At 64.4% G+C, this 23,115-nt stretch carries 23 protein-coding genes; 11 read left to right on the top strand and 12 right to left on the bottom strand.

Annotated features, from left to right (window positions below):
• Window positions 1-32: 32 nt before the first annotated feature.
• Window positions 33-1,130, top strand: coding sequence for a cellulase family glycosylhydrolase (locus OTER_RS00600; protein WP_012372948.1), 1,098 nt, complete (start codon window positions 33-35; stop codon window positions 1,128-1,130).
• A gap of 19 nt (window positions 1,131-1,149) precedes the next feature.
• Here OTER_RS00600 and OTER_RS00595 read toward each other — a convergent pair whose 3' ends face one another.
• Together OTER_RS00595 and OTER_RS00590 are read right to left on the bottom strand one after the other, a co-directional pair.
• On the bottom strand, window positions 1,150-2,364 hold the full coding sequence (locus OTER_RS00595; protein WP_148217954.1) for a carbohydrate binding domain-containing protein: 1,215 nt from the start codon (window positions 2,362-2,364) through the stop codon (window positions 1,150-1,152).
• A 73-nt stretch (window positions 2,365-2,437) separates the two neighbouring features.
• On the bottom strand, window positions 2,438-2,755 hold the full coding sequence (locus OTER_RS00590; protein WP_012372946.1) for a VOC family protein: 318 nt from the start codon (window positions 2,753-2,755) through the stop codon (window positions 2,438-2,440).
• Between the two features lie 320 nt (window positions 2,756-3,075).
• Here OTER_RS00590 and OTER_RS26035 point away from each other — a divergent pair, with 320 nt between their 5' ends.
• A complete protein-coding gene (locus OTER_RS26035; RefSeq protein WP_012372945.1) occupies window positions 3,076-4,389 on the top strand; it encodes an alpha/beta hydrolase family protein in 1,314 nt (437 codons plus the stop codon).
• A 137-nt stretch (window positions 4,390-4,526) separates the two neighbouring features.
• On the opposite strand, the gene OTER_RS00580 is transcribed toward OTER_RS26035, so the two are convergent.
• Together OTER_RS00580 and OTER_RS00575 are read right to left on the bottom strand one after the other, a co-directional pair.
• The gene (locus OTER_RS00580; protein ID WP_012372944.1) at window positions 4,527-5,387 is read right to left on the bottom strand and encodes a sugar phosphate isomerase/epimerase family protein; all 861 of its coding nucleotides are present in this window, start codon (window positions 5,385-5,387) and stop codon (window positions 4,527-4,529) included.
• A gap of 20 nt (window positions 5,388-5,407) precedes the next feature.
• The gene (locus OTER_RS00575) at window positions 5,408-6,481 is read right to left on the bottom strand and encodes a Gfo/Idh/MocA family protein (RefSeq protein ID WP_012372943.1); all 1,074 of its coding nucleotides are present in this window, start codon (window positions 6,479-6,481) and stop codon (window positions 5,408-5,410) included.
• A 266-nt stretch (window positions 6,482-6,747) separates the two neighbouring features.
• Here OTER_RS00575 and OTER_RS00570 point away from each other — a divergent pair, with 266 nt between their 5' ends.
• On the top strand, window positions 6,748-7,011 hold the full coding sequence (locus OTER_RS00570; protein WP_012372942.1) for a glutaredoxin family protein: 264 nt from the start codon (window positions 6,748-6,750) through the stop codon (window positions 7,009-7,011).
• Window positions 7,012-7,063: 52 nt separating this feature from the next.
• Complete coding sequence (locus OTER_RS24745) at window positions 7,064-7,237, top strand: DUF1328 domain-containing protein (protein WP_012372941.1); 174 nt, start codon at window positions 7,064-7,066, stop codon at window positions 7,235-7,237.
• Between the two features lie 79 nt (window positions 7,238-7,316).
• Here OTER_RS24745 and OTER_RS26030 read toward each other — a convergent pair whose 3' ends face one another.
• Window positions 7,317-7,520 carry a DUF2934 domain-containing protein gene (locus OTER_RS26030; protein WP_012372940.1) on the bottom strand — a complete coding sequence of 68 codons (204 nt, stop codon included), beginning with the start codon at window positions 7,518-7,520 and terminating at the stop codon, window positions 7,317-7,319.
• 127 nt (window positions 7,521-7,647) lie between these two features.
• Between OTER_RS26030 and OTER_RS00555 the strand changes: the two genes are divergently transcribed.
• Window positions 7,648-8,550, top strand: coding sequence for a DUF1684 domain-containing protein (locus tag OTER_RS00555; protein WP_012372939.1), 903 nt, complete (start codon window positions 7,648-7,650; stop codon window positions 8,548-8,550).
• Window positions 8,551-8,614: 64 nt separating this feature from the next.
• On the opposite strand, the gene OTER_RS00550 is transcribed toward OTER_RS00555, so the two are convergent.
• The 4 genes from OTER_RS00550 to OTER_RS00535 all read right to left on the bottom strand — a co-directional run bounded on the left by OTER_RS00550 (window position 8,615) and on the right by OTER_RS00535 (window position 12,182).
• Window positions 8,615-9,244 carry a hypothetical protein gene (locus tag OTER_RS00550; RefSeq protein WP_012372938.1) on the bottom strand — a complete coding sequence of 210 codons (630 nt, stop codon included), beginning with the start codon at window positions 9,242-9,244 and terminating at the stop codon, window positions 8,615-8,617.
• Window positions 9,245-9,365: 121 nt separating this feature from the next.
• On the bottom strand, window positions 9,366-10,430 hold the full coding sequence (locus tag OTER_RS00545; RefSeq protein WP_158305322.1) for an alpha/beta hydrolase-fold protein: 1,065 nt from the start codon (window positions 10,428-10,430) through the stop codon (window positions 9,366-9,368).
• 162 nt (window positions 10,431-10,592) lie between these two features.
• Complete coding sequence (locus tag OTER_RS00540; protein WP_148217951.1) at window positions 10,593-11,252, bottom strand: DsbA family oxidoreductase; 660 nt, start codon at window positions 11,250-11,252, stop codon at window positions 10,593-10,595.
• 189 nt (window positions 11,253-11,441) lie between these two features.
• Window positions 11,442-12,182 carry a DUF748 domain-containing protein gene (locus tag OTER_RS00535; RefSeq protein ID WP_012372935.1) on the bottom strand — a complete coding sequence of 247 codons (741 nt, stop codon included), beginning with the start codon at window positions 12,180-12,182 and terminating at the stop codon, window positions 11,442-11,444.
• A gap of 280 nt (window positions 12,183-12,462) precedes the next feature.
• Here OTER_RS00535 and OTER_RS00530 point away from each other — a divergent pair, with 280 nt between their 5' ends.
• The 4 genes from OTER_RS00530 (at window position 12,463) to OTER_RS00515 (ending at window position 18,542) form a co-directional block, all read left to right on the top strand.
• The gene (locus tag OTER_RS00530; protein ID WP_044891447.1) at window positions 12,463-14,301 is read left to right on the top strand and encodes a DNA topoisomerase IV subunit B; all 1,839 of its coding nucleotides are present in this window, start codon (window positions 12,463-12,465) and stop codon (window positions 14,299-14,301) included.
• A 158-nt stretch (window positions 14,302-14,459) separates the two neighbouring features.
• Window positions 14,460-15,623: a S41 family peptidase gene (locus OTER_RS00525; protein WP_158305321.1), complete on the top strand. Its 1,164-nt coding sequence runs from the start codon at window positions 14,460-14,462 to the stop codon at window positions 15,621-15,623.
• 85 nt (window positions 15,624-15,708) lie between these two features.
• A complete protein-coding gene (locus OTER_RS00520; RefSeq protein WP_012372932.1) occupies window positions 15,709-17,835 on the top strand; it encodes a DNA gyrase/topoisomerase IV subunit A in 2,127 nt (708 codons plus the stop codon).
• A 32-nt stretch (window positions 17,836-17,867) separates the two neighbouring features.
• Entirely contained in the window at window positions 17,868-18,542 is a 675-nt protein-coding gene (locus OTER_RS00515; RefSeq protein WP_012372931.1) for an HAD family acid phosphatase, read from the top strand.
• Window positions 18,543-18,756: 214 nt separating this feature from the next.
• Here the strand turns inward: OTER_RS00515 and OTER_RS00510 are convergent, their stop codons facing one another.
• Window positions 18,757-19,569 (bottom strand): hypothetical protein, encoded by an 813-nt coding sequence (locus tag OTER_RS00510; RefSeq protein WP_012372930.1) that lies wholly within the window; start codon window positions 19,567-19,569, stop codon window positions 18,757-18,759.
• A gap of 114 nt (window positions 19,570-19,683) precedes the next feature.
• On the opposite strand from OTER_RS00510, the gene OTER_RS00505 reads away from it, so the two are divergent.
• Together OTER_RS00505 and OTER_RS00500 are read left to right on the top strand one after the other, a co-directional pair.
• Window positions 19,684-19,995: a hypothetical protein gene (locus OTER_RS00505; protein WP_012372929.1), complete on the top strand. Its 312-nt coding sequence runs from the start codon at window positions 19,684-19,686 to the stop codon at window positions 19,993-19,995.
• Between the two features lie 270 nt (window positions 19,996-20,265).
• Window positions 20,266-21,804, top strand: coding sequence for a PhoH family protein (locus tag OTER_RS00500; protein WP_012372928.1), 1,539 nt, complete (start codon window positions 20,266-20,268; stop codon window positions 21,802-21,804).
• A gap of 156 nt (window positions 21,805-21,960) precedes the next feature.
• Here the strand turns inward: OTER_RS00500 and OTER_RS00495 are convergent, their stop codons facing one another.
• A complete protein-coding gene (locus tag OTER_RS00495; protein ID WP_012372927.1) occupies window positions 21,961-22,485 on the bottom strand; it encodes a cob(I)yrinic acid a,c-diamide adenosyltransferase in 525 nt (174 codons plus the stop codon).
• The gene (def, locus tag OTER_RS00490; protein WP_012372926.1) at window positions 22,482-23,060 is read right to left on the bottom strand and encodes a peptide deformylase; all 579 of its coding nucleotides are present in this window, start codon (window positions 23,058-23,060) and stop codon (window positions 22,482-22,484) included. Before def ends, OTER_RS00495 begins: the two co-directional genes overlap by 4 nt.
• Window positions 23,061-23,115: the final 55 nt, after the last annotated feature.

The following is a 23,115-nucleotide window of genomic DNA, read 5'->3' as shown; positions in this document are numbered from 1 at the left end:
GCGTCCTAGACGTATGCCTCTGAAATCGTGGCATGAACCGGCGTGAATTTCTGAAATCCTCCGCCGCCGCGGCGGCGGGCGTCCTTTTGTCCTCTCGCGTGAGCGCGGCGGAGGCGGCGCGGCGGAGCCAGCCGCGGATCCCGCGTTGGCGCGGCTTCAACCTCACGGAACTCGCCAGCGGTCGGCGCGGGCAGGCGTTTGTGGAGTCAGACTTCGCGTGGATGGCCGAGTGGGGTTTTGATTTCGCCCGGCTGCCGATGTCGTACTGGTCGTGGTCCAGTGCCAATGACTGGATGAAAATCGAGGAGGATGCGCTGGCACCGGTCGATCAGGCGATCGAGTGGGCGGCGCGATACGGCATCCACGTCAACCTGAACTTCCACCGGATCCCGGGCTACTGCGTGAACGGCCGGGAGCGAGAGCCGTTTCAGCTCTTCGACAGTCCGCACGATGCGATGGCGCGGGCGCTGGAGGCCGCCGTGCATCACTGGCGTACGTTCGCCCAGCGTTACCGTGATATCCCGAGTTCGCGGCTCAGCTTCGATTTATTCAACGAGCCGCCATTCATGGCGGACCACGACCGCTATGTCGAAGTGGCGCGCGCGCTGGTCGGGGCCATTCGCGAGGTTTCTCCGGACCGGCTGATCTTCGCGGATGGAGCCGACATCGGTCAGACGCCCGTGCCGGGGCTGGTCGAGTTGGGACTGGTGCAAAGCACGCGAGGCTATCTCCCGAAAATGGTCAGCCATTACACGGCAACCTGGGTGCCGAAAAACGAGTTCGAGTCATTTGAGACGCCCACCTGGCCGATGGTCGCGGCGAATGGCGAGCGCTGGGATCGCGAACGGCTGCGCCGCGAATTGATCGACAAATGGCAGCCGCTTGTCGCGCAGGGTGTCCCGGTGCACGTAGGCGAATGGGGCTGCTTCATCAAGACCCCGCACGCCGTGGCGCTGCGGTGGATGACTGATCTGCTGTCGCTTTGGAAAGAAGCCGGTTGGGGTTGGGCGATGTGGAATCTGCGCGGCGGCTTCGGAATCGTCGACAGCGGCCGCGCCGACGTGAAGTACGAGAGTTTTCACGGCCACCAGCTCGACCGTGCGATGCTGGAATTGCTGCTCGCGCACTAGAGACGCCGGTGCGAACCGCTCAATCCCGCACGTTGAACCGCAGCGTCGGCGCGTTCTCCCGCTGACCGGGGGCACCGGGATCGAACGCCGCATTGATCGAACCCAGCGGCAGGAGCACGATTCCGCGCGTGCGGCCATCGATCAGCCGCTGCAGCACCGCCGGTGACAACGTGATCAGCGTGCGCTCACCGCGCTGATCCGCGACCTCAACGTCGATGATCATCTGAGGGTTGAACACCTCCTCGGGCGACCGGCCCTGCAGCAGCGACTGGTACGTGACGTCGTCCCGCTGCCAGCGCGAATCGCCGTCGAGGATTTCCACGACCCGGATCATGCCGAAGTCTTTCGTGCGTTCGGCGCGCCGCTGCACCGAATGCGTCGTGAGTTCGAGCAATCCGCCGGAGCCAGCGATCTTTCGGCCGGCGAACGCCTGCAAATCCCAGCGGAGGATCGCAGACTGGGTTCCGTTCACGGTGAGAATCGGCGTAGCCGTACCGTCGGGCTCGATCGCCGCCCAGTCCCGCAGGTTCGCGTCGGGTTCACGCCGATCAATCGTCGCGCTTTGCGCGGCGTGCACCACGTGGCGGAACACACTCGGCGCCGGCACGGGTGGATGATACGGCAGTCCGCCGCCGAGATCCGGCCCCGCATGGGCGGGATCAACGAGATCGACGCGAACGTAATCGACGTCGACGCGATAGCGCCCGAGACCCCAATCCATCAACGCAAGTTGAACGTAGAGCTGATCGCCCGGCCGCCCGTCGAAATCTTCCGTGGTCATGCTGACCGTGTGCCATTCACCCGCGGTCGGCAGATCGAATTCGAGCAGATTGCCGTGAAAGTCGGTCGTGCGCTGCGTGTTTAGATGCAGGTTGATGCGACGTGGCGCATGGCTGGTGCGCACCCGCGCTTCCACGCGCAGCTCCGTGCCCGGCTGCGCGAGCCCCGCCAGATCGATCTGCGGCGTTATCTCCCGGCGAATGAACGCCCACCAGATGCCACGGCGATCATGAGTCGCGTCGACTGCAATACGCGCCGCACCGTCGCTCGCCGTCAGGTCCATCACCGCGTTGCCGTCGCCGGTGCGAAAAGCCCAGCCGTGGGCGGCGGTGGCATCGATCACGAGGGGACCCTCGAACGGATCCTCGAACTCCCCGCGGGCTGGCACGCAGGCAAAGAGAACTGCGGCGGCCAGCCCGAGGCCGCGGATCCCGACGGAGAGATGCGAAATCATCACGGCCACTCTTCGGCCGTCCGCTGGCGGGGGCAAGCCGCAGCGCATCCATGTAGTGCAACCGACACTCCGGCTAATCCTCGATCACATCGTAAACCATGCCGAACGGATCGCGGAAGTAGAGGGAAGTGCCGTGGTCCTCGACGATCTCGCAGCCATGGGCCAGCAAATGCTCCTTGGCGTCCTTCACACTGATCACGGTGAACGAGGGAATCGGCGGCAGCGGCTGCTCGGATTTGTTCACGCAGAGCAGAAAACGTCCGGTATCATACTCGAGTTGAGTCGCGCTCTTGTCGGTCAGGCGGAACCCCAGCACGCCGGTGAAAAACGCTTCGGCTTTCTTGAGATCGGGCAGGTGAACTCTCACGCAATTGTTCGAACGGAATTTCATGTTTTTGGCGAAAGCGTAGAGATCAAGTGGGGCGAGCTGGGCCGACGCGCGCACTGTCAGTTTTCGTGCACGGAAGTTCCCCGGCGGAGGCTCGCGACCGTGTCGTTGTCGGCGTGGGATACACACTTGCATGTTTTCGGCGGGGCGCGGCGGATTTGAACACACCCCGGGCGCGGCCGAGTGCGACCAGAGACCGTCCCAGGCGGTTCCGCCGTCTCCGTGTTTCCCTTACGACGAATCGTTGATCTCGCTCGCCGGCTGCGCGCGCGTCGGGGCAGGCCTGGCTTGAGTCAGCGGCCGAGGACGGATTTGTTCTCCACATGCGAAACGTTCTGGCTGCGCTGAGCCTGTTGTTCACGCTTACCTCCATGCAAGCGACCTCGCGTCCGGCGCGGCTCGATGACACGCCACCGCCGGCCTACACGTTACCGGATCCGCTGGTGGGTGCCGACGGGACGCGCGTGCACGACCGCGCGACCTGGCAGCACCGACGGCGGCCGGAACTGCTGCAGCTGTTCGCGCGCGAAGTCTACGGCCGGACGCCGCTCGGGCGGCCGGAGGGAATGGTGTTCAAAGTCACGACGATGGAGCACGCGGCGCTGGGTGGCGCGGCCACCCGGAAAGAAGTGACCGTGCGATTCGGACGCGATCCCAACGCGCCCTCGATGCAGCTGCTCCTGTATGTGCCCAACGCGGTGATCGCCCGGGCGGAGCGCGCGCCGGTATTTCTCGGACTGAATTTTTATGGGAATCACACGGTGCACACCGACCCTGCGATCGCGCTGTCGGCGCGGTGGATTCCGGCGGAGGCGCCGAACGGAGCGAACCACCGCGCGACGGAGGCGGCGCGCGGATCGGACGCGCAGAAGTGGCCCGTCGAGCAGATCCTCGCCCGCGGGTATGCGGTCGCAACGGTGTATTGCGGCGATTTGTGTCCCGATCGCCCCGACGGATTGAATGCCAGTGTGGCGAGCTGGCTCGACGCGGCGGCCGGCGACCAACGAGCTCCGGATGCGTGGGGTGCGATCGGCGTGTGGGCGTGGGGTCTGAGTCGGGCGCTCGATTATCTCGAAACCGATCCGCTGGTGGACGCGAGCCGCGTCGCGGTGCACGGGCATTCGCGGCTCGGCAAGGCGGCGCTCTGGGCCGGCGCGCAGGATGACCGCTTCGCGCTGGTGATCTCGAACGAATCCGGTTGCGGCGGCGCCGCGCTGAGCAAGCGCATCCACGGCGAAACCGTCGCGCGCATCAATACCGTCTTCCCGCACTGGTTCGCGCGCAATTTCCGCCGCTACGATGATCACGAGGAGGCACTCCCGGTCGATCAGCACGAACTGCTGGCGCTGGTGGCGCCGCGGCCGCTCTACGTCGCGAGTGCCGAGGACGATGATTGGGCGGATCCGCGCGGGGAGTTTCTCGCGGTGAAGGCGGCCGAGCCGGTGTTTCGGCTGTTCGGCCAAACGGGACCAAGCGGCGAAGACGTGCCGCGGGTCAATGAGCCGTCAGGCGGCGCGCTGCGTTACCACATCCGCCCGGGGCCGCACGGAATGACCGCGCAGGATTGGGCGTTCTATCTGGCTTTCGCCGACGAGTGGTTGAAATCGGCGCTGCCGGCGCGCGAACCGCAGCGCTAGCCCAGAAATTGCATGAACAGGACTGACTCTGAGCCCGAAATTTCCGTCCGCCTGCGGCGGAGCGATCTTGTCGCGGCTAGCCCCGACAGAGTCGGCCCGTGGGGCGGGTATTTCATGAATTTCATGAAATATCCGGGCTAGCGTCGCATCGCCCGCGCCACGGCTTCGCGCGTCGTCTTCGCGGTGAGCGCGGCGGCTTGGTCGGCCGGCAGCGCGTTGACGTCGGCATCGAACGGTTCTGCCGTGACCGGCCCGTCGTAGCCTGCGTGGGTCAGGGCCTGCATGAACCCGTCGATGTCGATCACGCCCGTCGTGCACGGCAGCTTCCGGCGATCGTCGATGAGCTCATCGCGCGGCACGCCGGCGGGAGCATCGTCGACGTGCACATGCACGAGCAACTCGCGGGTGAGCACGCGCAAGTCCTCGCGGGTGCCGCCGGCACAATGCCAGTGCCACGCGTCGATCAACACGCCACAGTTCGGTCCGATCGCCCGGGCGAGATCGAGGATCTCGCGGAGCGAACGGACGAACGGATGCTTGAATTTCTTCTGTGTGGTCAGCGGCCCGATGAATTCGAGCCCGAGCCGGATCCCGTGGTCGGCGAGCATCGCGGCGATCGGCTGGAAGCGGGTGACGTGGAACGCGAAATTCTCCTCGTACGCAGAGTCGTCGCTGCCCGGCATGATCCACATCCCGGCCCGCCGGGCGCCGAGCGCGCCGGCGCTGGCGAGCAGTGGCGGGAGCTTCGCCTGCTCGGCGCGCCACTCGGATTCGCTCCCGCGATAGGGCATGAAGGGGAGATTCCATGCTCCGATCTGCAGCCCGTGTTGGAAAAACTGGGCGCGCACCGCGTCCGCGCCGTGGCGGGTCACCGCTTCGTGCAGCGGCACGAGTTGCACGTCGAGCCCGCCGAAACCGTGCCGTTCAGCGAGGACGAGGCTTTCCTCGAACGACAGGTTGCGGATGCCGACGTGACCGGGATTGAGCGAAGCGAACATGGCGAGGGCGGGTGCGGGTTCTATTGGGCCGCGAATTCGGGCGTCATCTCGCCGGATGCGATCATCGACAGCAATGCGTCGGGGCCGGGCGGCAGCGGCAGATCGACTCGCGCCCGGCGGCGGGCGGATTCGTGCGTGGCGAAAATGATCTCCGTGGCACGCAGCGCACGCGAGCTGTCGAGCTGTGGCACGGCGCCGGTCTCGAGGCAGGAGATCAGCTCGGCAATGCCCCGGTAGATTGCTTTGTCGTCGTGGATGCTCTCGCCCGTATCGATCGTTTCCCACTCGCGCTGGGCGGCGCGCCGGATCCGCAGCCACGGCGCGTCGAAGAGGATCTCGATTTCGCCGTACTCCCCGATGATCCGCAGCAGGCAGCCGAGCTCCGCGTGATCTCGGCCGAAGTGGTAGGTCGCGCGCACGCCGTTCTTGAACCGGAACTCGGTGAACCCGTGCGCCAGATTGATCGCCCCGAAAAACTTCGTCGCACCACGAACGTCGATCTGCCCGAGCACCCAGTCGGCGGGCGTGTCGTCGTTGAAGAAGAACATCAGGTCGAGCACGTGTGTGCCGGCGTCGGCGAGATTGTGCCAGGCACCCTCGAGTCGGAGCAGCCGACCGATTTCGCCGCCGTCGAGCAGCGCCTTGGCTTTCGCAATCGGCAGGTTGAAGCGCCGTTGGTGATTGATGGCGAGCATCACGTCATGCTCGCGACAAACCTCGTGCATCCGCCGCGCGGCGTCCCAGTGCACGTCCATCGGCTTCTCGCACAGGATGGCGCGCGGCCGAAACGGCGCGATCGCGGCCACGATCTCCGCGTGCAGATGCGGCCAGAGGCAAACACTGACCAGATCGGGCCGAATCGCCTGCATCATGTCGCGCGCTTCGGCGAAGATTGCGGCGCCAGGTTGATGTTGCGCGACAAACGCATCGGCGTTCTCCCGGCAGATATCAACGACCGCGGCCAGCGTGCAGCGACCGGAAGCGAGGTAGCCGGCCATGTGCCGGTGCGCCATGCCGAAGCCCAGCGGGGAGATTTGCGGCCGGCCGCAGCCGATGATCGCCACCGTGAGTGGGGTGGGGAGCGGGGAACTCATTGCGGTCGAATGTGCGCCCCGCGCCGGCTCATGCGAACCCAATCCGCGACCAATATCGTGTTACAGGTGTAACACGGGATTGGTCGGGCGTGGGCGGCTGCGGCGGGCAAACGAGCCCGGGAGTACGACGCAGGAGCCACGCGTGGTAACGCGTTGACGCGACCGTGCCCGCGCGCCGGCCGCCATGGGGAAGACTCCGATTGCGGCGCGGCACGCGTGCCGGGAAGGAACATTCACGCAGAGGCCGGGACCATCGGCGCAATCCCATGCCTGCCGAACTACCGATCCTCTACGTCAAGACCGGCTGCCCGTGGTGTCACGAAGCTATCGACTTCCTGAGCGAACACGGAATCGGATATCGCGAGCAAAACGTGTCGGACGATCCCCGCGCGATGGAGGAGATGCGCAAGAAATCCGGCCAGACCCGGGCCCCGACCCTCGACTGGAATGGCAAGATCCTCGCCGACTTCGGGGTCGACGAACTGATTCCCTTTTTGCGGCAACAGAACGTGAAGCTCGAAGACAGTTGAAACCCGCGCTGCGCCGCCGGCGCGCGAACTTTAACTCGAACCCGCCATTCTTATGCTTAGATGGGCTCTTATTTTCCTGATCATCGCCATCATCGCCGCGGTCTTCGGCTTCGGCGGTATCGCGGGCGCTTCAGCGGACATCGCGAAAGTACTCTTCTACATTTTCCTCGTGCTGCTGGTCATCTCCGCGCTGGTCGCCGCCTTCCGTGGCAAACCGCCGGTGTGAACCGAGTCAGCCGGAGTGACGGGCCGCCTGTTTGTTGAGCGATCGCTCGGAGCGTTCGATGGATCGTCGGCGTGCTCGTTCAGCGCTGCGGCCGCGAAGGGCCGCGGGAGCCGGGATCATTGGCCGTGCGTTCGGTGAGTTCGCGCTGTTTGTGCAGCTCTGCTTCAGCCGCCGCGTGATAGTTCGCCTCCTCGCCAGGTGGGCTGCCGGCGAGGCGCCAGAGTTCGGTCGCGCGCGCCGCGATTTCCTCCGGGGTGGGCGACGGTTGATGTTGAGGCGCCATGACGTGAACGCAGATTGAGGAGAATACGCGCTGCTGGCTGGCGCGCGTCCAGCATGGTAGCGCGGCAACCGCCGCGGTTCCGCGGGATCGGCTTGAGGCCGGTGGAACGTGCGGCAAAGGTCGGGGCATGATTCCACGCGTGCTCCTCTGCGGGCTGTTGGTCTTGAGTGTCCGGAGCGCGACCGCCGCGGCGGCGGCGCCGGATCCCGCTTACGTGGCGAGCCTCGAGCGCGCGCGAGCCGAGCGCGTCGAACGGCTGACCCGCCCGGACGGCTGGCTGAGTTTGGTCGGACTGCATTTTCTCGCGCCGGGGGCGAACACGGTGGGAACGGCTGCGGACAACCAGATCGTGCTGACGAGCGGGCCGGCGCATCTCGGCACGGTCATGCTCGACGAAAGCGGTCGCGCGACGATCACGTTGAATCCGGCGGCCGATGCGCGCGTGAATGGCCGGCAGTTGCTGAGCGTTCCGCTCGATGAAACCGGCGCCTACGGTCCCACGGTGGTCACGTGCGGCAGCGTGACGCTGTTCCTAATCGAGCGCGGCGGGCGCAAGGCGCTGCGCGTGCGGGACAGCGAATCGCCGCGGCGGAAGCATTTCGCGGGCATCGACTATTTCCCGATTGATCCGAGCTGGCGCGTGGAAGCGACGTGGGTGCCGTTCGAGCCGGCGCGGCGGATCGCGATTCGCAACATTCTTGGACAAGAGTCCCCCGCGCTGATTCCGGGCAAGGCGGTGTTCGAGCACGACGGCCAAAAGCTCGAGCTGCTGCCGCTAGTGGAGAGCGCGGACGAGCCGCTGTTCTTCGTGATCGCGGATGCGACGAGTGGCGAGGAGACGTATGAGGCGGCGCGGTTCGTCTACGCGGATCCGCCGCGCAACGGCAAACTGGTGCTGGATTTCAACCAAGCAGTGAATCCACCGTGTGCCTTCACGCCCTTTGCCACGTGCCCGCTGCCCCCGAAGGAGAATCGGCTGCCGGTCGCGGTGCGCGCCGGTGAGAAAAAGTATCGCGGCGCGCACGATTGACGCGGCGCGTGGCAGGCGAACTGGCTCGAGGTGGCTCGCGCTTCGGGCGGCGTGCGGCGCGGGCTTACCACCGGTGGCCGTTCAAGCCGCGAAAGGGTTCGTCGTAGAGATAGCAGTCGTTCCAATACCCGCGATAGAGCCCGCCCTTGCTTCGCACCTCCGAGAGGCCGACGCCGATGGTGAACTTGTTCGTCGGATCGACATAGTAAATATCGAGCGCGCCGCCGTAGGCGCGATAGCCGTGACTCCCCGCTGCAACCATCAACGTCGCGGAACCATGGATTTCCGGATCGCGGCGAATCTTCCAACTCTGAATCGGCGGAGTAGGGCCGATGCCGCTCGCGGAGAAAACGCCTGCCGGCGGAGCAATCCGGGCGGCAACGGTGGCATCGACGCGCGCGAGTTCCTCGTCGCTGAGCTGTTCGAGTCCGGCGTTGCGGCGTTCGTCTGCCGAGAGCCGCTCGGAGAAACGAGCGGCGCGGGGTGTTTTCGAAACGAGCTGCGCCTGCGTGAGGTCGCGACGTACGAGAGCGTCCAGCACGGCCAGCTGGTCGGAAGAGAGCTGGTCGAGACCCGCGGAGGCGAACTCGGCGGCGGAGAGGGATTTCGAGTGTCGCACCTCGTCATCCGCCCGCGCGAGGACCCCGAGCGACAACGCGACGACGAACAGCAACAGCGAGCGAAGCGAAATCATGAGCAACGAGGAAGACGGCGACGGTAGTGAGGCGGTTCCAAAAATCTGCTTGGCCCCGAAGCGCGAGCCCGCGCGTGTTCCGCACCATGTAACCTATTGGGTTACATTCTGCGGCAGCCGGTCAGCGGAACAGCAGCGGCAGGAACTCGCCGAGGTAGCGGCGCCAGACCGGCCATTCGTGGCCACCATCGGTGAGTTGCCAGGTGTGCGGGATCTGCCTGGCCTCGAGCCAGCCGACGAAGGTCTTGTTCTGCTCCAGCAGGAAATCGCTTTTGCCGATCCCGATCCACAGCAGCTGCGGCTGGCCCTGTTTGGCCCCGGCAAGCAGCGCGGCGAATGTCTCGTCGAGTTTTTCGGTAGGCGCCGCGGAGCTGAAGCCGCCGACCCAGCCGAAGGTGTCAAGGTGCGTCAGGCCGACGTTCAACGACTGACCACCTCCCATCGAGAGCCCGACGATCGCGCGGTTCGCCGCGTCACGGCGCGTGGGATAGTTTTGCTCCACAAACGGCATGACTTCCGTGAGCAGCTCCTGCTGCATCGCGGCGAGGTTTTGGGCGGAGTATTCCGGGAAACGAACGCCGACCGGAATCGGCACCGGATGTCCGTTGGTCATGACGATGATCGCCGGAATGGCCTTTTTCTGCGCGATGAGATTGTCCGCGATGAAATTGGCGTGGCCCACCTCGGCCCAGGCCGTTTCGTCGTCGCCGAAACCGTGCAGCAGGTAGACGACCGGATACGTCGTGTTCGCGCGCGGATCGAAGCCGGGCGGCGTGTAAACGAGGAAGGCGTTCTCGCGCTGGCGCGTCTGGGACGAGACCACGTGGCGGTGCACGACGCCGTGCGGGACGGGCTGCGCGGCGGCGAGAATCGGCGGATGGCCCGGAATCTCCAGCGTGCTTTCGCTGCGGATCCATTTTTTGATCTGACGATTTCGCGGGTCGGTGACCGTCGCGCCGTCGACCGAAAAGGTGTAGGAATAGATCTCGGGGGCGAGTGGACCCACCGTGATGCTCCAGACGCCGTCGGCGCCCTTGGTCATCGGCTGCGGCTCCTTGAGGTTCAGGCCCTGCAGCGCGACCGCTTGGGCGTTGGGCGCGAGAAAACGAAGTGTCGCTCGCCCGTCAGGATGAATCTCGGGCGAAACGGGATCGGGAGCGGCGGCAGCGAGAGCGATGAATGGCACGATCAGAGCTCCAAATAGGGTGAGGAGACGGGGTAAAAGAGTCATGGTGAACGATAGCCATGACGCAGGACGGCTGTCGAGGTTGTGCGAGAAGGTGCCGACGCGGGTTCAGCTCGAGAGTTCGGCGACCGCAACGGCGTCCCGCGCACTTTACCAACGATGTCACCGGACCGGCACAGGCCCGAAATGCGCGGCGTGGGCGGCGTAGGCTGCCGTGTCGCTGAGCATGGCGTCGATCGTAGCGACCAGCGGTTCGAGCTGCACGAGACCAGAGAACACGGCTTTGTCCCCGATCTTGTCCGTCAGCACGAAAGCGGGCCGCTGATTGATTTGGTGGGCGTGAAATTCCTGGGTGCTCGCGGCGACGCGGGCCTGCACTTCGGGCGACTCGGCCCGGGCGCGGAGCTTTTGAGGATCCACATGGGTGGCGGCTGCCGCGACGGCCACCGCTTCGGCGAGGTCGCCGATCTTGCGCCCGTCGCGCATGGCCGCATTCGCCAGCGCCAGCCGCAGCTCGTCGCCCGCGAATCCGAAATCCCGGCCGGCCTCGGCGACCCAGTTGGGCGCCTCGTAGCGGCCTTGGCGTTCCGGTTCGAGCCAGCCGGGGTTCAGCATGTAGGTCGAGCGCATGACGGTGCCGCCGCTGCGCCGATAAAACCACTCGCATTGTTGGCGCGAAACAGGGAACCCGCTGGGATCCATCAACGCGATCTTCCATTCGAATTCCGCCCGGCCGGTGTAGCGGCGTTTGAGCTCGGCCCAAGTCGGTTCCACCCAGTGGCACCACGATGAGAGGACCTCGAAATAGTAGGTGATTTTCACGCGCGCGAGCCGAGCGTGACCCCGCATGCGGGTCAATCGGCCGGGAAGGGAGGGAACGGCGCAGTGGCTTCCTACGCGAACCGACACACTTGGGGTGAAGGGTGAGCGATTAGCAAGGCCGGGCTCGACGAGCCCAGCTACTGCGAGGCGAACGGTCTTTGCCCCCTGCGACCGTTCGCGCGACGGAAGCTACTTCTTCTCTCCGCCGAGGAATTTCTGCAGATTTTCGCCGGCCTTCTTGAGCGACTCGGTCGCGGCGGCGCCCATCGTGCCGCCGATCTTGCCTGCGGCGTCTGTGGTGGCGGCGATGATCTGCGGCAGGATCTCGCGGAAAACGGCCACCGCCAGCTGCCCGGAGGTGAGCCCGCCTTCCTTGACGCCGAGATCGGTGAGTTCCATCGCCGGCACGGGCAAGGGCAACGCGGCCGGACCGACGCCGATCGCCACCTTGGCGTTGTCCATGCGGAAATGTTTCACGATGAATTTGCGCGGCTTCGCGTTCGGGTCGTCAGCCGTTTCCGGCCGCTGGCCCACGGCGGCTTCGATGTTTTTGAGCAGATCGCCGATGTTGCTCGAGACCACGCGCGTCTCGTAGACGAACTCCGGCTGCTCGACGACGAGCTCGTTGATCACGATCGTGTCATTCAACAGCGAGCGGGGCTCGACCGAGAACTGGACGCGGCCGACCGAAAGGAGATTGCCGCTGCTCCAACCCTGCGGATTGCCGATCGTGAACCCCTCGAGCGTGCCTTCGCCGGAGAGAGGCGAGATCGAGGCGTCCGCCAGCTCGACCTTCGTCTGCGTGACCCGCGGGCCGACGCGGTTGATGCCGGTCTTCACGATCGATCCGAGGAAAAACTGGCCGATGACGTAGGCGACGAGCACCAGCGCGAGGAGCGAGACGAGAATGATGGCCAAGGTCTTTTTCATTTGAGGCAGGCTGGAGAAGAGGAACGAACACTGCAATCGACCCGATCCGGCCGCTTCGGTTCGGGCGGGCGTGTAATGCGGAACGGAGGCGAAGCCTCGGCGCAGTGACGCGCTCGTCGCGGGGAGGGCGCCGCGTCTCCATGTTGATCCGCTTTTGCGCAGGTTCTGATCACGATCGGTCCGGCAGCCCGCCCGCAAAAGCAACGTGAACCCTCGCTCCCGCCCGCAAATGCGCTTGTCAGAACGCGCGGCGCTCCCTCTGTGTTTGGCCAACGCAATCATGGCCCAAGCTTACACCGAAGCGAGTATCAAGACCCTTTCGTCCACCGAGCACATCCGGCTGCGGCCCGGCATGTATATCGGCCGGCTCGGCAACGGCGCTCATGCCGAGGATGGCATCTATGTGCTGTTGAAGGAGTCGATCGACAACTCGATCGACGAATTCACGATGGGCTACGGCCGGAAGATCGAAATCGAGCTGCAGGACCGGATGGTGCGGGTGCGGGACTACGGTCGGGGCATTCCGCTCGGCAAGGTGCTCGAATGCGTCTCGATCATCAACACGGGCGCGAAATACGACAGCGAGACCTTCAAGAAAGCGGTGGGCCTCAACGGGGTCGGTCAGAAGGCGGTGAACGCACTGTCGTTTTCGTATCGTGCACAGGCGTTTCGCGACGGGCAGACCAAGCTCGTGGAGTTTGCGCAGGGCAAGCTGCGCAAGGATCACAAGATCGCGAAGACGACGGAGCGGAACGGCACGCTCATCGAGTTCACTCCGGATGAGGCGCTGTTCGGAAAGGATTTCAAGTTCCGGCCGGAGTTCATCGAGGACATGCTATGGAACTATGCCTTCCTGAACCGCGGGCTCACGCTCACGTTCAACGGCAAGGCGTTCCGTTCGGAAAACGGACTGAAGGACCTGCTGCAAAAGAATCTGAGCGGCGAGCCGCTTTATCCGATCATCCATCTCGAAGGCGAGGACATGGAGGTGGCGTTCACCCATGGCGCGCACTACGGCGAGGAGTATTACTCGTTCGTGAACGGCCAGCACACGACGATGGGCGGCACGCATTTGGCGGCGTTTCGCGAAGCGCTGGTCGAGACCGTGCGGAACTTCTTCAAGCGCGACTACGATGCCGCCGACGTGCGGCAGTCGATCGATGCGGCGGTGTCGGTGCGCGTCATGGAGCCGGTGTTCGAATCGCAGACCAAGACGAAACTCGGCTCGACCGATATCGCGCCGGGTGGGCCATCGATCCGCGACTTCATCGGCAAGTTTGTCCAGCAGTCGCTCGACGGTTATCTGCACAAGAACCGGGAGACGGCGGACGCGTTGCGGAACAAGATCGAGGAGAGCGAGCGCGAGCGGAAGGAGCTCGCGGGCATCCGCAGTCTCGCGCGGGAACGCGCAAAGAAAGCGTCGCTGCACAACCGCAAGCTGCGCGACTGCCGGCTGCACCTGGGCGATCGCAACGAACGCGCGGAGGAAAGCACGCTGTTCATCGTCGAAGGCGACTCGGCGGCCGGCTCGCTCACCGCGACGCGCGACGTGCAGACCCAGGCGGTGTTCGCGTTGAAAGGCAAACCGCTGAACACCTTCGGGCTCTCGAAAAAGGTGATCTACGAGAACGAGGAGTTCCACCTGCTGCAATCAGCGTTGAACGTCGAGGACAGCATGGACGGGCTGCGCTACAACCGGGTCGTGATCGCGACCGATGCGGACGTGGACGGCATGCACATCCGGCTGCTGCTGATTTCGTTCTTCCTGCAATTCTTCCCGGATCTGATTCGGAACGGACATCTCTTCATTTTGGAGACGCCGCTGTTCCGCGTGCGCAACAAGAAGGAGACGATCTACTGCTACTCCGAGGAGGAGAAGCAGGCGGCGATGAAGAAGCTCGGCGCGAGCCACGAGATCACGCGATTCAAAGGGCTCGGCGAAATCTCGGCGGGTGAGTTCAAGGATTTTATCGGCGAAGCCATGCGGCTCGAGCCGGTGACGCTGGCGCATCTCAACGACAGCAACGAGCTGCTTGGCTTTTTCATGGGCAAGAACACGCCGGAGCGGCAGGACTTCATCATCGACAACCTCAAGGTGGAGAAGGATCTGGTGGCGTGAACGCGAGGGCGAGCGGGAGGAGGAGCCGGCGCGAGGTGGAGCCCGCCGTCCCCGGCGGGGGCCGCGCGGCGAAGCCGTGCGGCTGCACTGCAGCACACCGAAGGCGGTTGCGAGCGGCGCGTTGGGGACAACGCGCCCTGCCATGGGCGCTAGTGTTCGTGATCCTCTTCCTCGCCGGCTGCGCGACGGTTCCGACCGAGTATCGCGAGCCGCCACCGCTGACGCGGGAGGAACGAACCGCGCAGAACCTGCGGGTGTTCGATCGCGCGTGGGATTTGGTCAACGACCGGTATTTCGACGAGGCTTTCCGCGGGGTGGACTGGCCGGCGATGCGCGAGCGCTACCGGCCGCAGGCAGCGGCTGCGGCCGATGCAGAAGCGCTCTACAAGGTGGTCAACCAGATGTGCGCGGAGTTGAAGGAATCACATCTCGGCGCGCTTTCGCCGCGCCGCGCACATGAGCTGGAAACCGAGCACCGGCCGGCGATCGGGATTCGCTGGCAGTTGCTCGAAGATCAACGCGTGGTCGTGGACGTCGTGCCGGGCGGCCCCGCAGATCGCGCGGGAATCCGACGCGGCTGGCTCGTGCTGAAGCGTAACGGCACGCCGTTGCGTGATGCCGACACGTTCATCACGCGGTTGAGGGATCCGGTGAGCTTCGAGTTTCTGGATGAGCACGGCGCCGTGCGGGCGTTTACGCTCCGACCCGAACTGCTCGATTTCGATCGGCGTGAGGTGCGACCGCTTGAAGAAGGAGGCTTTTATCTGCGCTTCGATCGATTCGACCGCAGCTCGTTGAGCTGGCTTAGCCGGCAGCTCAAAACGCATTCGACTGCGCCGGCCGTGATGATCGATCTGCGCAGCAATCGCGGCGGCAACACGTTGGTGCTCGACATGGCGGTGGCGGAATTCTTCAAGGACCGCGTGGCGATTGGCCGGCTGATTCGCCGCAGCGGCCGGAGCAAGGACGTGCACAGCTTCGCGTGGCTGCCGGCGGGCTATGCGGGCAAAGTCATTGTGCTGACAAGCCAGGCGACGGCGAGCGCGGCAGAGATCTTCACGCACGTGCTGCAGCATTATCACCGGGCAGTCGTGATCGGCCAGAAGACGGCGGGCGCGGTCATTTATTCGCGACCCTACGGTTTGCCGGATGGCGGAAAAATTCAGGTCCCGATCATCGACTACGTCGGGCTGGACGGGGCGCGGCTGGAAGGCCGTGGGGTCGGCCCGGATGTGGAGGTGCCCGAGCGCTCGCTCGCCGATGTGCGCGCTGACCGCGATCCGGAGCTGGCGCGAGCGCGCGAACTGCTCCGCGCGAAATAACCGGTTGAGGTGGAGTCCGCCTGAATTGGTCGTCACCGCTTGACGGGCGTGGCGGCGGACCCAAACCTCGCGCGACCTGTCCGCGATGGCCAAACGAAAAAACGCGAAGAACGACAACCAATCTGAACTGCCGCTCGGCGGTGCGTCCACACCGCCCAAATCGCCGGTGAGCACGCCCGCGGCGGTGACCCCCGAGCGCGAGACGAACGGTAACGGCGCGTCCGCTGAAGTGCCGCCGCTTCGCCGCAGCGGCAAGAAGGCGCAGGAGGAAGAGGCGCCGCTCGCGGTGAATTACCGGAACTGGTTTCTCGACTACGCCAGCTACGTCATTCTCGACCGCGCGGTGCCGCACATCGACGACGGGCTGAAGCCGGTGCAGCGCCGGATCCTGCACACGATGTGGGAAATGGAGGACGGGCGTTTCCACAAGCTCGCGAACATCGTCGGCGCGACGATGCGCTTTCATCCGCACGGCGACGCGTCCATCGGCGCGGCGCTCGTCGGCTTGGGGCAGCGCGGCTTCCTCGTCGAGCCGCAGGGCAACTTCGGCAACCTGCTGACCGGCGACGACGCGGCGGCGCCGCGCTACATCGAGGCGCGGCTGACGGCCTTCGCCAAGGACGTGTTGTTCAATCCGAAGACGACCCCCTGGCAGCTCAGCTATGATGGTCGCGCGCGCGAGCCGGTGACGCTGCCGGCGAAATTCCCGATCGTGCTGCTCGAAGGCGCCGAAGGCATCGCCGTCGGATTGGCGACGAAGATCCTGCCGCACAATTTCAACGACCTCTGCCGCGCCGCGATCAATCACCTGCAGGGAAAAACATTCCGGATTTATCCGGACTTTCCCACGGGCGGCGTGGCCGATTTTTCGGAGTACAACGACGGCGAGCGCGGCGGGAAGGTGAAGATCCGCGCGAAGATCGAGATCCGCAGCAAATACCTGCTGGCGATCACCGAGCTACCCTTCGGTTCGACGACCGAATCGTTGATCGAATCGATTCTGGCGGCGAACGCGAAGGGCAAGATCAAGATCCGTCACGTCGACGACAACACCGCCGATGCGGTGGAAATCCTCGTGCACCTCCCGCAGGGCAGCGATCCGGAAAAACTGATCCAGCAGCTGTACGTGTTCACCGCCTGCCAGACGAACCTCTCGCCGGCCGCGTGCGTGATCGAGGACGACAAGCCGCATTTCCTCGGCGTGCGCGAGATTCTCAAGCGCTCGGTCGACAAGACCAAAGCGCTGCTGAAACGCGAACTCGAGATCCGGCAGGCGGAGCTTGAGCAGCAGTGGCACTGGGACTCGCTCGAGCGGATTTTCATCGAGGAGCGGATCTATCGCCGGATCGAGAAATCGAAAACCTGGCAGAGCGTGCTCGACGAGATTCGCGAAGGATTGCAGCCCTTCCTGAAGCAGCTGCGGCGACCGGTGACGGATGACGACATCACGCGGCTGACCGAGATTCGGATCAAGCGGATCTCCGCGTACAACCGGTTCCAGGCGGACGAGGCGATCAAGAAGATCGAAGCGGAGCTGCGCGAAACGAAGGCGAACCTGAAGGCGCTCACGGCCTATGCCGTCGCGTGGTTCGAGCAGCTGCAGGAAAAATACGGCAAGGGGCTGAAGCGGCGCACCAGTTACGACGAGATCGAACAGATCAATGCGGCGGAAGTCGTGTCGGCCAACCAACGGCTCTATGTGAATCGCGAGGACGGGTTCATCGGGTTGAACTGGCGCCAGCACGAATACGTGCAGGACTGCACGATCCTCGACAGCGTCGTGTGCCTCATGCGCGATGGCTCGCTCAAGGTGTCGAAAGTCGCCGAGAAGGTTTTCATGGGCCGCGACATCATTCACTGCGCGGTGTTTCCGAAGGACGGCGATCCGAACTTCTACACGATGGTCTATCAGGACAAGGAGAGCGGCAAAGCCTTCGCCAAGCGGTTCCAGATCGGCGGGCTGTCGCGCGACAAGCTGTATTCGCTGGTCAAATCCGAGGGCTCGCGCGTGGTTTATCTCGAGATCAGCAAGACCGAGAAGGAGATGCCGAAAAAGCTGCGCATCTTCATCGATGGCCGAAGCGGCGCACGCGTGCGGGAGTTCGATTTCGAACTCGACCGTGTGCCAGTGAGCAGCCGCAGCGCGAAGGGTCTCACCGTCACCAAGTGGCCGGTGAAGGACGTGAAACGCGCGGATCTGGCGCTGGCGTGAACGTCGGCGGAAACCCTCCATTTGCTTTTCAAATGAACCTGACCCGCCGGGCACTGCTCTTGGTCGTGGGCACGATCGCGGCGCTGGTCGCCCTGCGCGCCGAGCCGCGGAACATCCAACTCGCGAAGGAGGAGATCCGGACCTACGTGCAGTCGGGCGAGTATCTGCGCGAGATGCAGGCGGTCGCGCAGCAGGCGGCGGCATGGATCGAGCAGCGGGCGGGTGCGGCGCGATCGGCGGACGGCGCGGCCAAGTCGGAGCGGCTCGCGGTGGTGATGGATCTCGACGAAACGCTGCTCGCGAACGCGGAGCACATCCTGCGGCTCGACTTCGGTTACGACCGCAAGGCGTGGGACGCGTGGGTGCATGAGGCGAAGGCCCCCGCGATCGAACCCGTGCGTCAGCTGTATGAGCTCGCGCGCCGACTCGACGTCGCGGTCATCTTCATCACTGGACGCGGCGAGCGTTATCGAGCGGCGACGGAACAGAACCTGCGCGCCGTCGGCTGCGACGGCTATGCGCGACTCGTCTGTCGGCCCGACGCGTGGAAAGACACGAGCGCGGTTTTCAAGCTCGGTGAACGCCAGCGACTCGCGGCGGAAGGCTTCGTGATCATCGCGAATCTGGGCGATCAGGAAAGCGATTTGACCGGCGGCGGGGCGGAGCGGAATTTTAAATTTCCGAATCCGTTTTACCTGTCGAAGTAGGAGCGCGAAGTGCGTGGGGGCTGTGTTGGGAGCGCGGTCGCCCTCGGCCGCAACGAGAGCGATGCGGAAACAGGTAGCGCCTGCCGCTACACGTCTGATCCCAAGCGGCCGAGGCCCCGACCGGGCGGGGTAAACTGGCCGCGCTCCCAAAAAGAAAGCCGCGCGGAAATCGCGCGGCTTGAAAAGATCCGCCGGTCGCGCCGGCTTCATCACGTTACTTCTGTGGCGCCTGGGCGGCGAGGTCGGCGAGGCGCTTGTCGATGTCGTTCATCTTCGCGACCAACTGCTCCTCCACTTTCTTGCGGTCGCTGCTCGATACGATGCTGAGGCTGGCGGCGTCTTTCACGACATTCGCCGGCAGGGTCAGCAGCCGGGTGATGAGGCCCTGGTCCTTGAACGAGCTGAGATAGAGCGCGGTGATTTCGTGCGCGAGCTTCAGCGAGTCCTGCGCGACGGCCTGCGTCGCCTGGAGATTGTTGTTCAGCTGTTGATTGCGGGCCATCTCGGCGGTGAGCACGTTGCCGACCTGATCGGAAATCCGCTGGCTGTACTGCGAGATCGATTCGCGCGTGAGGTTCTGGTCCTTCGACATCTCGGTGAGGATCGGCTGAATGCGGTCGGCCATGCGCGCGGAGACCTTGTCGATCTGCTCGTTCTGCATGCGCTCGGCTTCTTCCGGACTCGTCGGCAGCGGATTGTAGGGCTGCACCTTCTTCGCAATCGCTTCGGCCAGCGCGTCCATTCGCTCGGTGTTCAGCTTCTGGATCTCCTCGTCGGTGCGGAACATGTCGGCCTCGCGCCGGGCAATGGCGTCCCGCAGCAGCTTGTTGGTGGCTTCGAGTTGCTGGCGATTCTCCTCGGAGGCGACGCGGAGCGCTTCGTTCTGTTCGCGCAGCGGCGCGAGTTCGGCATTTTGCCGCTGAGTCATGTCCGACAGGGTTTTGTGATGGAGCCAGAAGGCTGCAGCCGTGACGATGACCGCCGTGAGAAGAATCCCGGGTAACTGCGCTTTAAGTGTTTGCCACATGAGAGGAGGGGTTGGTTCGGGACCGAGGCTAGGTGTTGACGCCTAAATTGCAATGACCGGCTTGGCCGGGGTTTTGCGGTTGTTTTTCGGGAGGGCGCTCGCACGTTTCGCGACATGAGCCTCAACCGCAGCGAGCAGATGGTGTTCGACTATATCCAGACTCACCCTGAGGAGAGACAATACTGGGTGGAGAAAGTTCAGAAGACTTCCCGGGCGGCGAGCGATCAACACGAGGCGGCGCGCGAACTAGCGAACGACTTGTGGCGATATTTCGAGGAGCGCAGCGCGGTCGCGTCGCCGTTCAAGGAAATGGCGCAGCGCGAGGGCGTGCGCCAGACGAGCATGAAAAATCTCGCCGAGTACCTGCTCCGATTGTGGACGACGCCGCGACGCAAACCCGCGCCGCTGCCGCCGGTTGCCGAGTGATTCCGCACGAGCACTAAATTCGTTGGAACCTTGGCGACGCTGCCACGTCATACCGGTCGTTACAACTATGTCCCGCTTAGCGGGAATTGGGGTAAGTAAGAAAGCAATATGGCGGGCCGTCTAGGGGTAGGCGGCCCGCCCAATTTTTTTCTGCGCACTGAAGTGCGTCGCGCCGAGGCCGATAAGGACAAGTGAACAGTTCCATGACGAAGTCTCTCATGGACAGTCGGGTTGATTCGTGCACAGTTACTCACAAGATATCCACACACGATGGAACACCTGCGCGGGGCAACGGCCCCAAATTCGCGGATCAAGGTAGCGGGTAAGATCAAGACCTTCGTGGTCGACACGAACGTTCTCCTCCACGACCCGCAGTCGATCTTCAAGTTCGAGGACAACAACCTCGCGATCCCGGTGGAGGTGTTGGAGGAGCTCGATGCCATCAAGGCCGAGCAATCGACGGAGCGCGGTCGCAACGCGCGGCGCGTGCATCGAATTTTGCAGGAGTTGCTGCCGGACTCGCGCTCCATGCACGAAGGCGTGGAGCTGCCGAACGGCGGCACGCTCTCGATCATCATCAACCCGTATCTGATGGAAGGCGGCCGGACCTCGCCGGCGATGGAGCGACTGCGCGCGATCCTGCCGGATCTGTCGAAGAAGGACAATCGGATCATCGCCGCCGCGCTCTTCGTGCAGGAGCAGTTTCCGCCCCCGACCATCCTCGTGACCAAGGACGTCAACGTGCAGCTCAAGGCGCGCGCCGTCGGCTTGGAGTCGGAGGATTACCTCAACGACAAGGTGCCGGAGCCGGTCGACGAGGCGAGCTACACCGAGATTCCGCTGAGCATCTACGAGCTGCAGCGATTCTGCTCCGAGGGCGAATTCGAGCTGTCGGCCGAGGCGGCGGAGACGCTGTATGTGAACGAATACGTGCTGCTGCGCTCGAGCGAGGGCAAGACGATGCCGGCGCGCTACTACGGCGAAGGCCTCGTGCAGCGATTGCAGATCCCCGACTTCGTGAAGGCCCAGGGCGGCGTGCCAGTGCGGGCGCGCAACCTCGAGCAGCAGTTCTTCCTCGATGCGTTGCTCGATGACAGCATTCACATCGTCACCTGCTTCGGCAAGGCGGGCACCGGCAAGACGCTGCTCTCGATCGTCGGCGCGCTGCACCAGACGCAGGACGAAAACTCGCGCTACGATGGCGTCTCGATTTCGCGGCCCGTGATCGCGCTGGGCAAGGACATCGGATTCCTGCCGGGCACCCTCGAGGAGAAGATGAAGCCCTGGCTGCAGCCCTATTACGACGCGCTGGAGCTGCTGATTCCCTCGAAGCCGCCGAAGGAGCCGCAGTTCGCGACGAAGAAAGTTTCCAAGAAAAAGCACCGCAAGAACGAGGACCGCATGCTGGCGGCAATGAACGCGCGGCAGCCGACCTACGCGCCAGCCGGAACGAACGGTTCACTGACACCGACCAAGCCCTACGAGCGGCTGCTCCGCTCGGGCTTGGTGGAGATCGAGGCGCTCGCGTTCATTCGTGGGCGCTCGATCGCCCGCCGGTTCTTCATTCTCGACGAGGCGCAGCAGCTGACGCCGCACGAGGCGAAGACGATCATCACGCGCATCTCCGAGGGCTCGAAGATCGTGCTCATCGGCGACCCGGCGCAGATCGACAATCCTTACGTGGATTCGCGCAGCAATGGCTTGGTCTATTGCCACAACCGGATGAAGGGGCAGCCGATTGCCGCGCACGTGAAGCTGGTGAAGGGCGAGCGGTCCAAGCTCGCCGAGCTCGCGGCGGATCTGCTGTAAGCCGCCGTGGGGCGGGATCGCCCGATCCGGCCGCGGGAATCACAAGAGTGCGTCCGGTGGGGTCAGCGACCCCGCCCTACAAATCGCTATCGTCGCCGTGCGCTCCCCGTCGTACCCGACGGGGCTACACCGAGCCCCGGAGTTCGGCTGCTCCGCTCACTTTTCGGCCTCGCGAGCCATCAACCACAGCAGGTCGGCCACGCGGTTGACGTACTGACCGACGACGGGCCGCACGGTGCGGCCGTGCGACTTGAGCGCAACGAGCCGGCGCTCAGCCCGGCGTGCGACCGTGCGCGCGAGTTCGAGCGCGCCCGCGAACGTGTTGGCCCCGGGCGTGGCCCAACCGTCGAAGCGAATTTTCCTGGCCTCGATCGCCGCGACGGCTGCGTCAATTCGCGCCAGTTCCGTTTCGCCCAGCTTCGGGAATTTCGACGCTTCGTAGCGCGCGAGATCCGACTCGGCACAGGCGACTTCGCCCATCAACGCGATCAGATCGTGCTGGATGGCTTCGAGCGCCGCGCGACGATCCGTATCAGGGCAGGCCGCCTTGGCCAAGCCCACCGCGGCGTTGAGCTCGTCGAACGCGCCGACCGCCTCGATTTGCGGGTGATCCTTCGGTACGCGCTGCCCGTAGAGCAGGCCCGTCATGCCCTGATCGCCGGTGCGCGTCGCGATGCTCATGCCGGATTCAGCTTGGCGGCGGCGCGGGTGATCTTGGCGAGCGTCTTCACGTCGGCGTCGATCGCGGCGCGCGTCTTTTTCTCCATCCGGTCGATGAACAACACCCCGTTCAGGTGATCGACTTCGTGCTGGATGCAGCGCGCGAGCAGTCCATCGCAGTGCAGCGTGTGAGGTGTGCCGTGTTCGTCCTGATAGCGGACGGTGATCGCATCGGGTCGGGGCACGTCGCCGCGGATCTTGGGAAACGAGAGGCAGCCCTCCTCGACGAGATAAACGTCGGTCTCGCGATCCGGCGTAATCTCCGGATTGGTGATGATCATGGGCATGATCAGATCCAACGGCGGTTTCGCTCCGTCGAGTTCCCAGGTGAAATCGATTTCCGCCCGCCGCAGGTCCACGACGCACAGCTGCACCGGCCGGCCAATCTGTTGCGCCGCGAGACCGATGCCGGCGGCCTCCTGCATCGTGGCCAGCATCTCCTTCGCTAACTGGCTGAGGGCCTTGTCGAAAGCGGTGATCTTCTCCCCCTTACGGCGTAAAACCGGGTCGTTGTAGTGAACAATTCGCAGGGACATCGGTCGTTGAGGCCCGAAGCGTGGGTTTGCCTCCGGGCGCCCGCAAATCAATACT

This window comes from Opitutus terrae PB90-1, from assembly GCF_000019965.1.
In the GTDB taxonomy this organism is placed as follows: Bacteria; Verrucomicrobiota; Verrucomicrobiia; order Opitutales; family Opitutaceae; genus Opitutus; species Opitutus terrae.
This window is presented reverse-complemented; position numbering and strand designations above follow the sequence as displayed.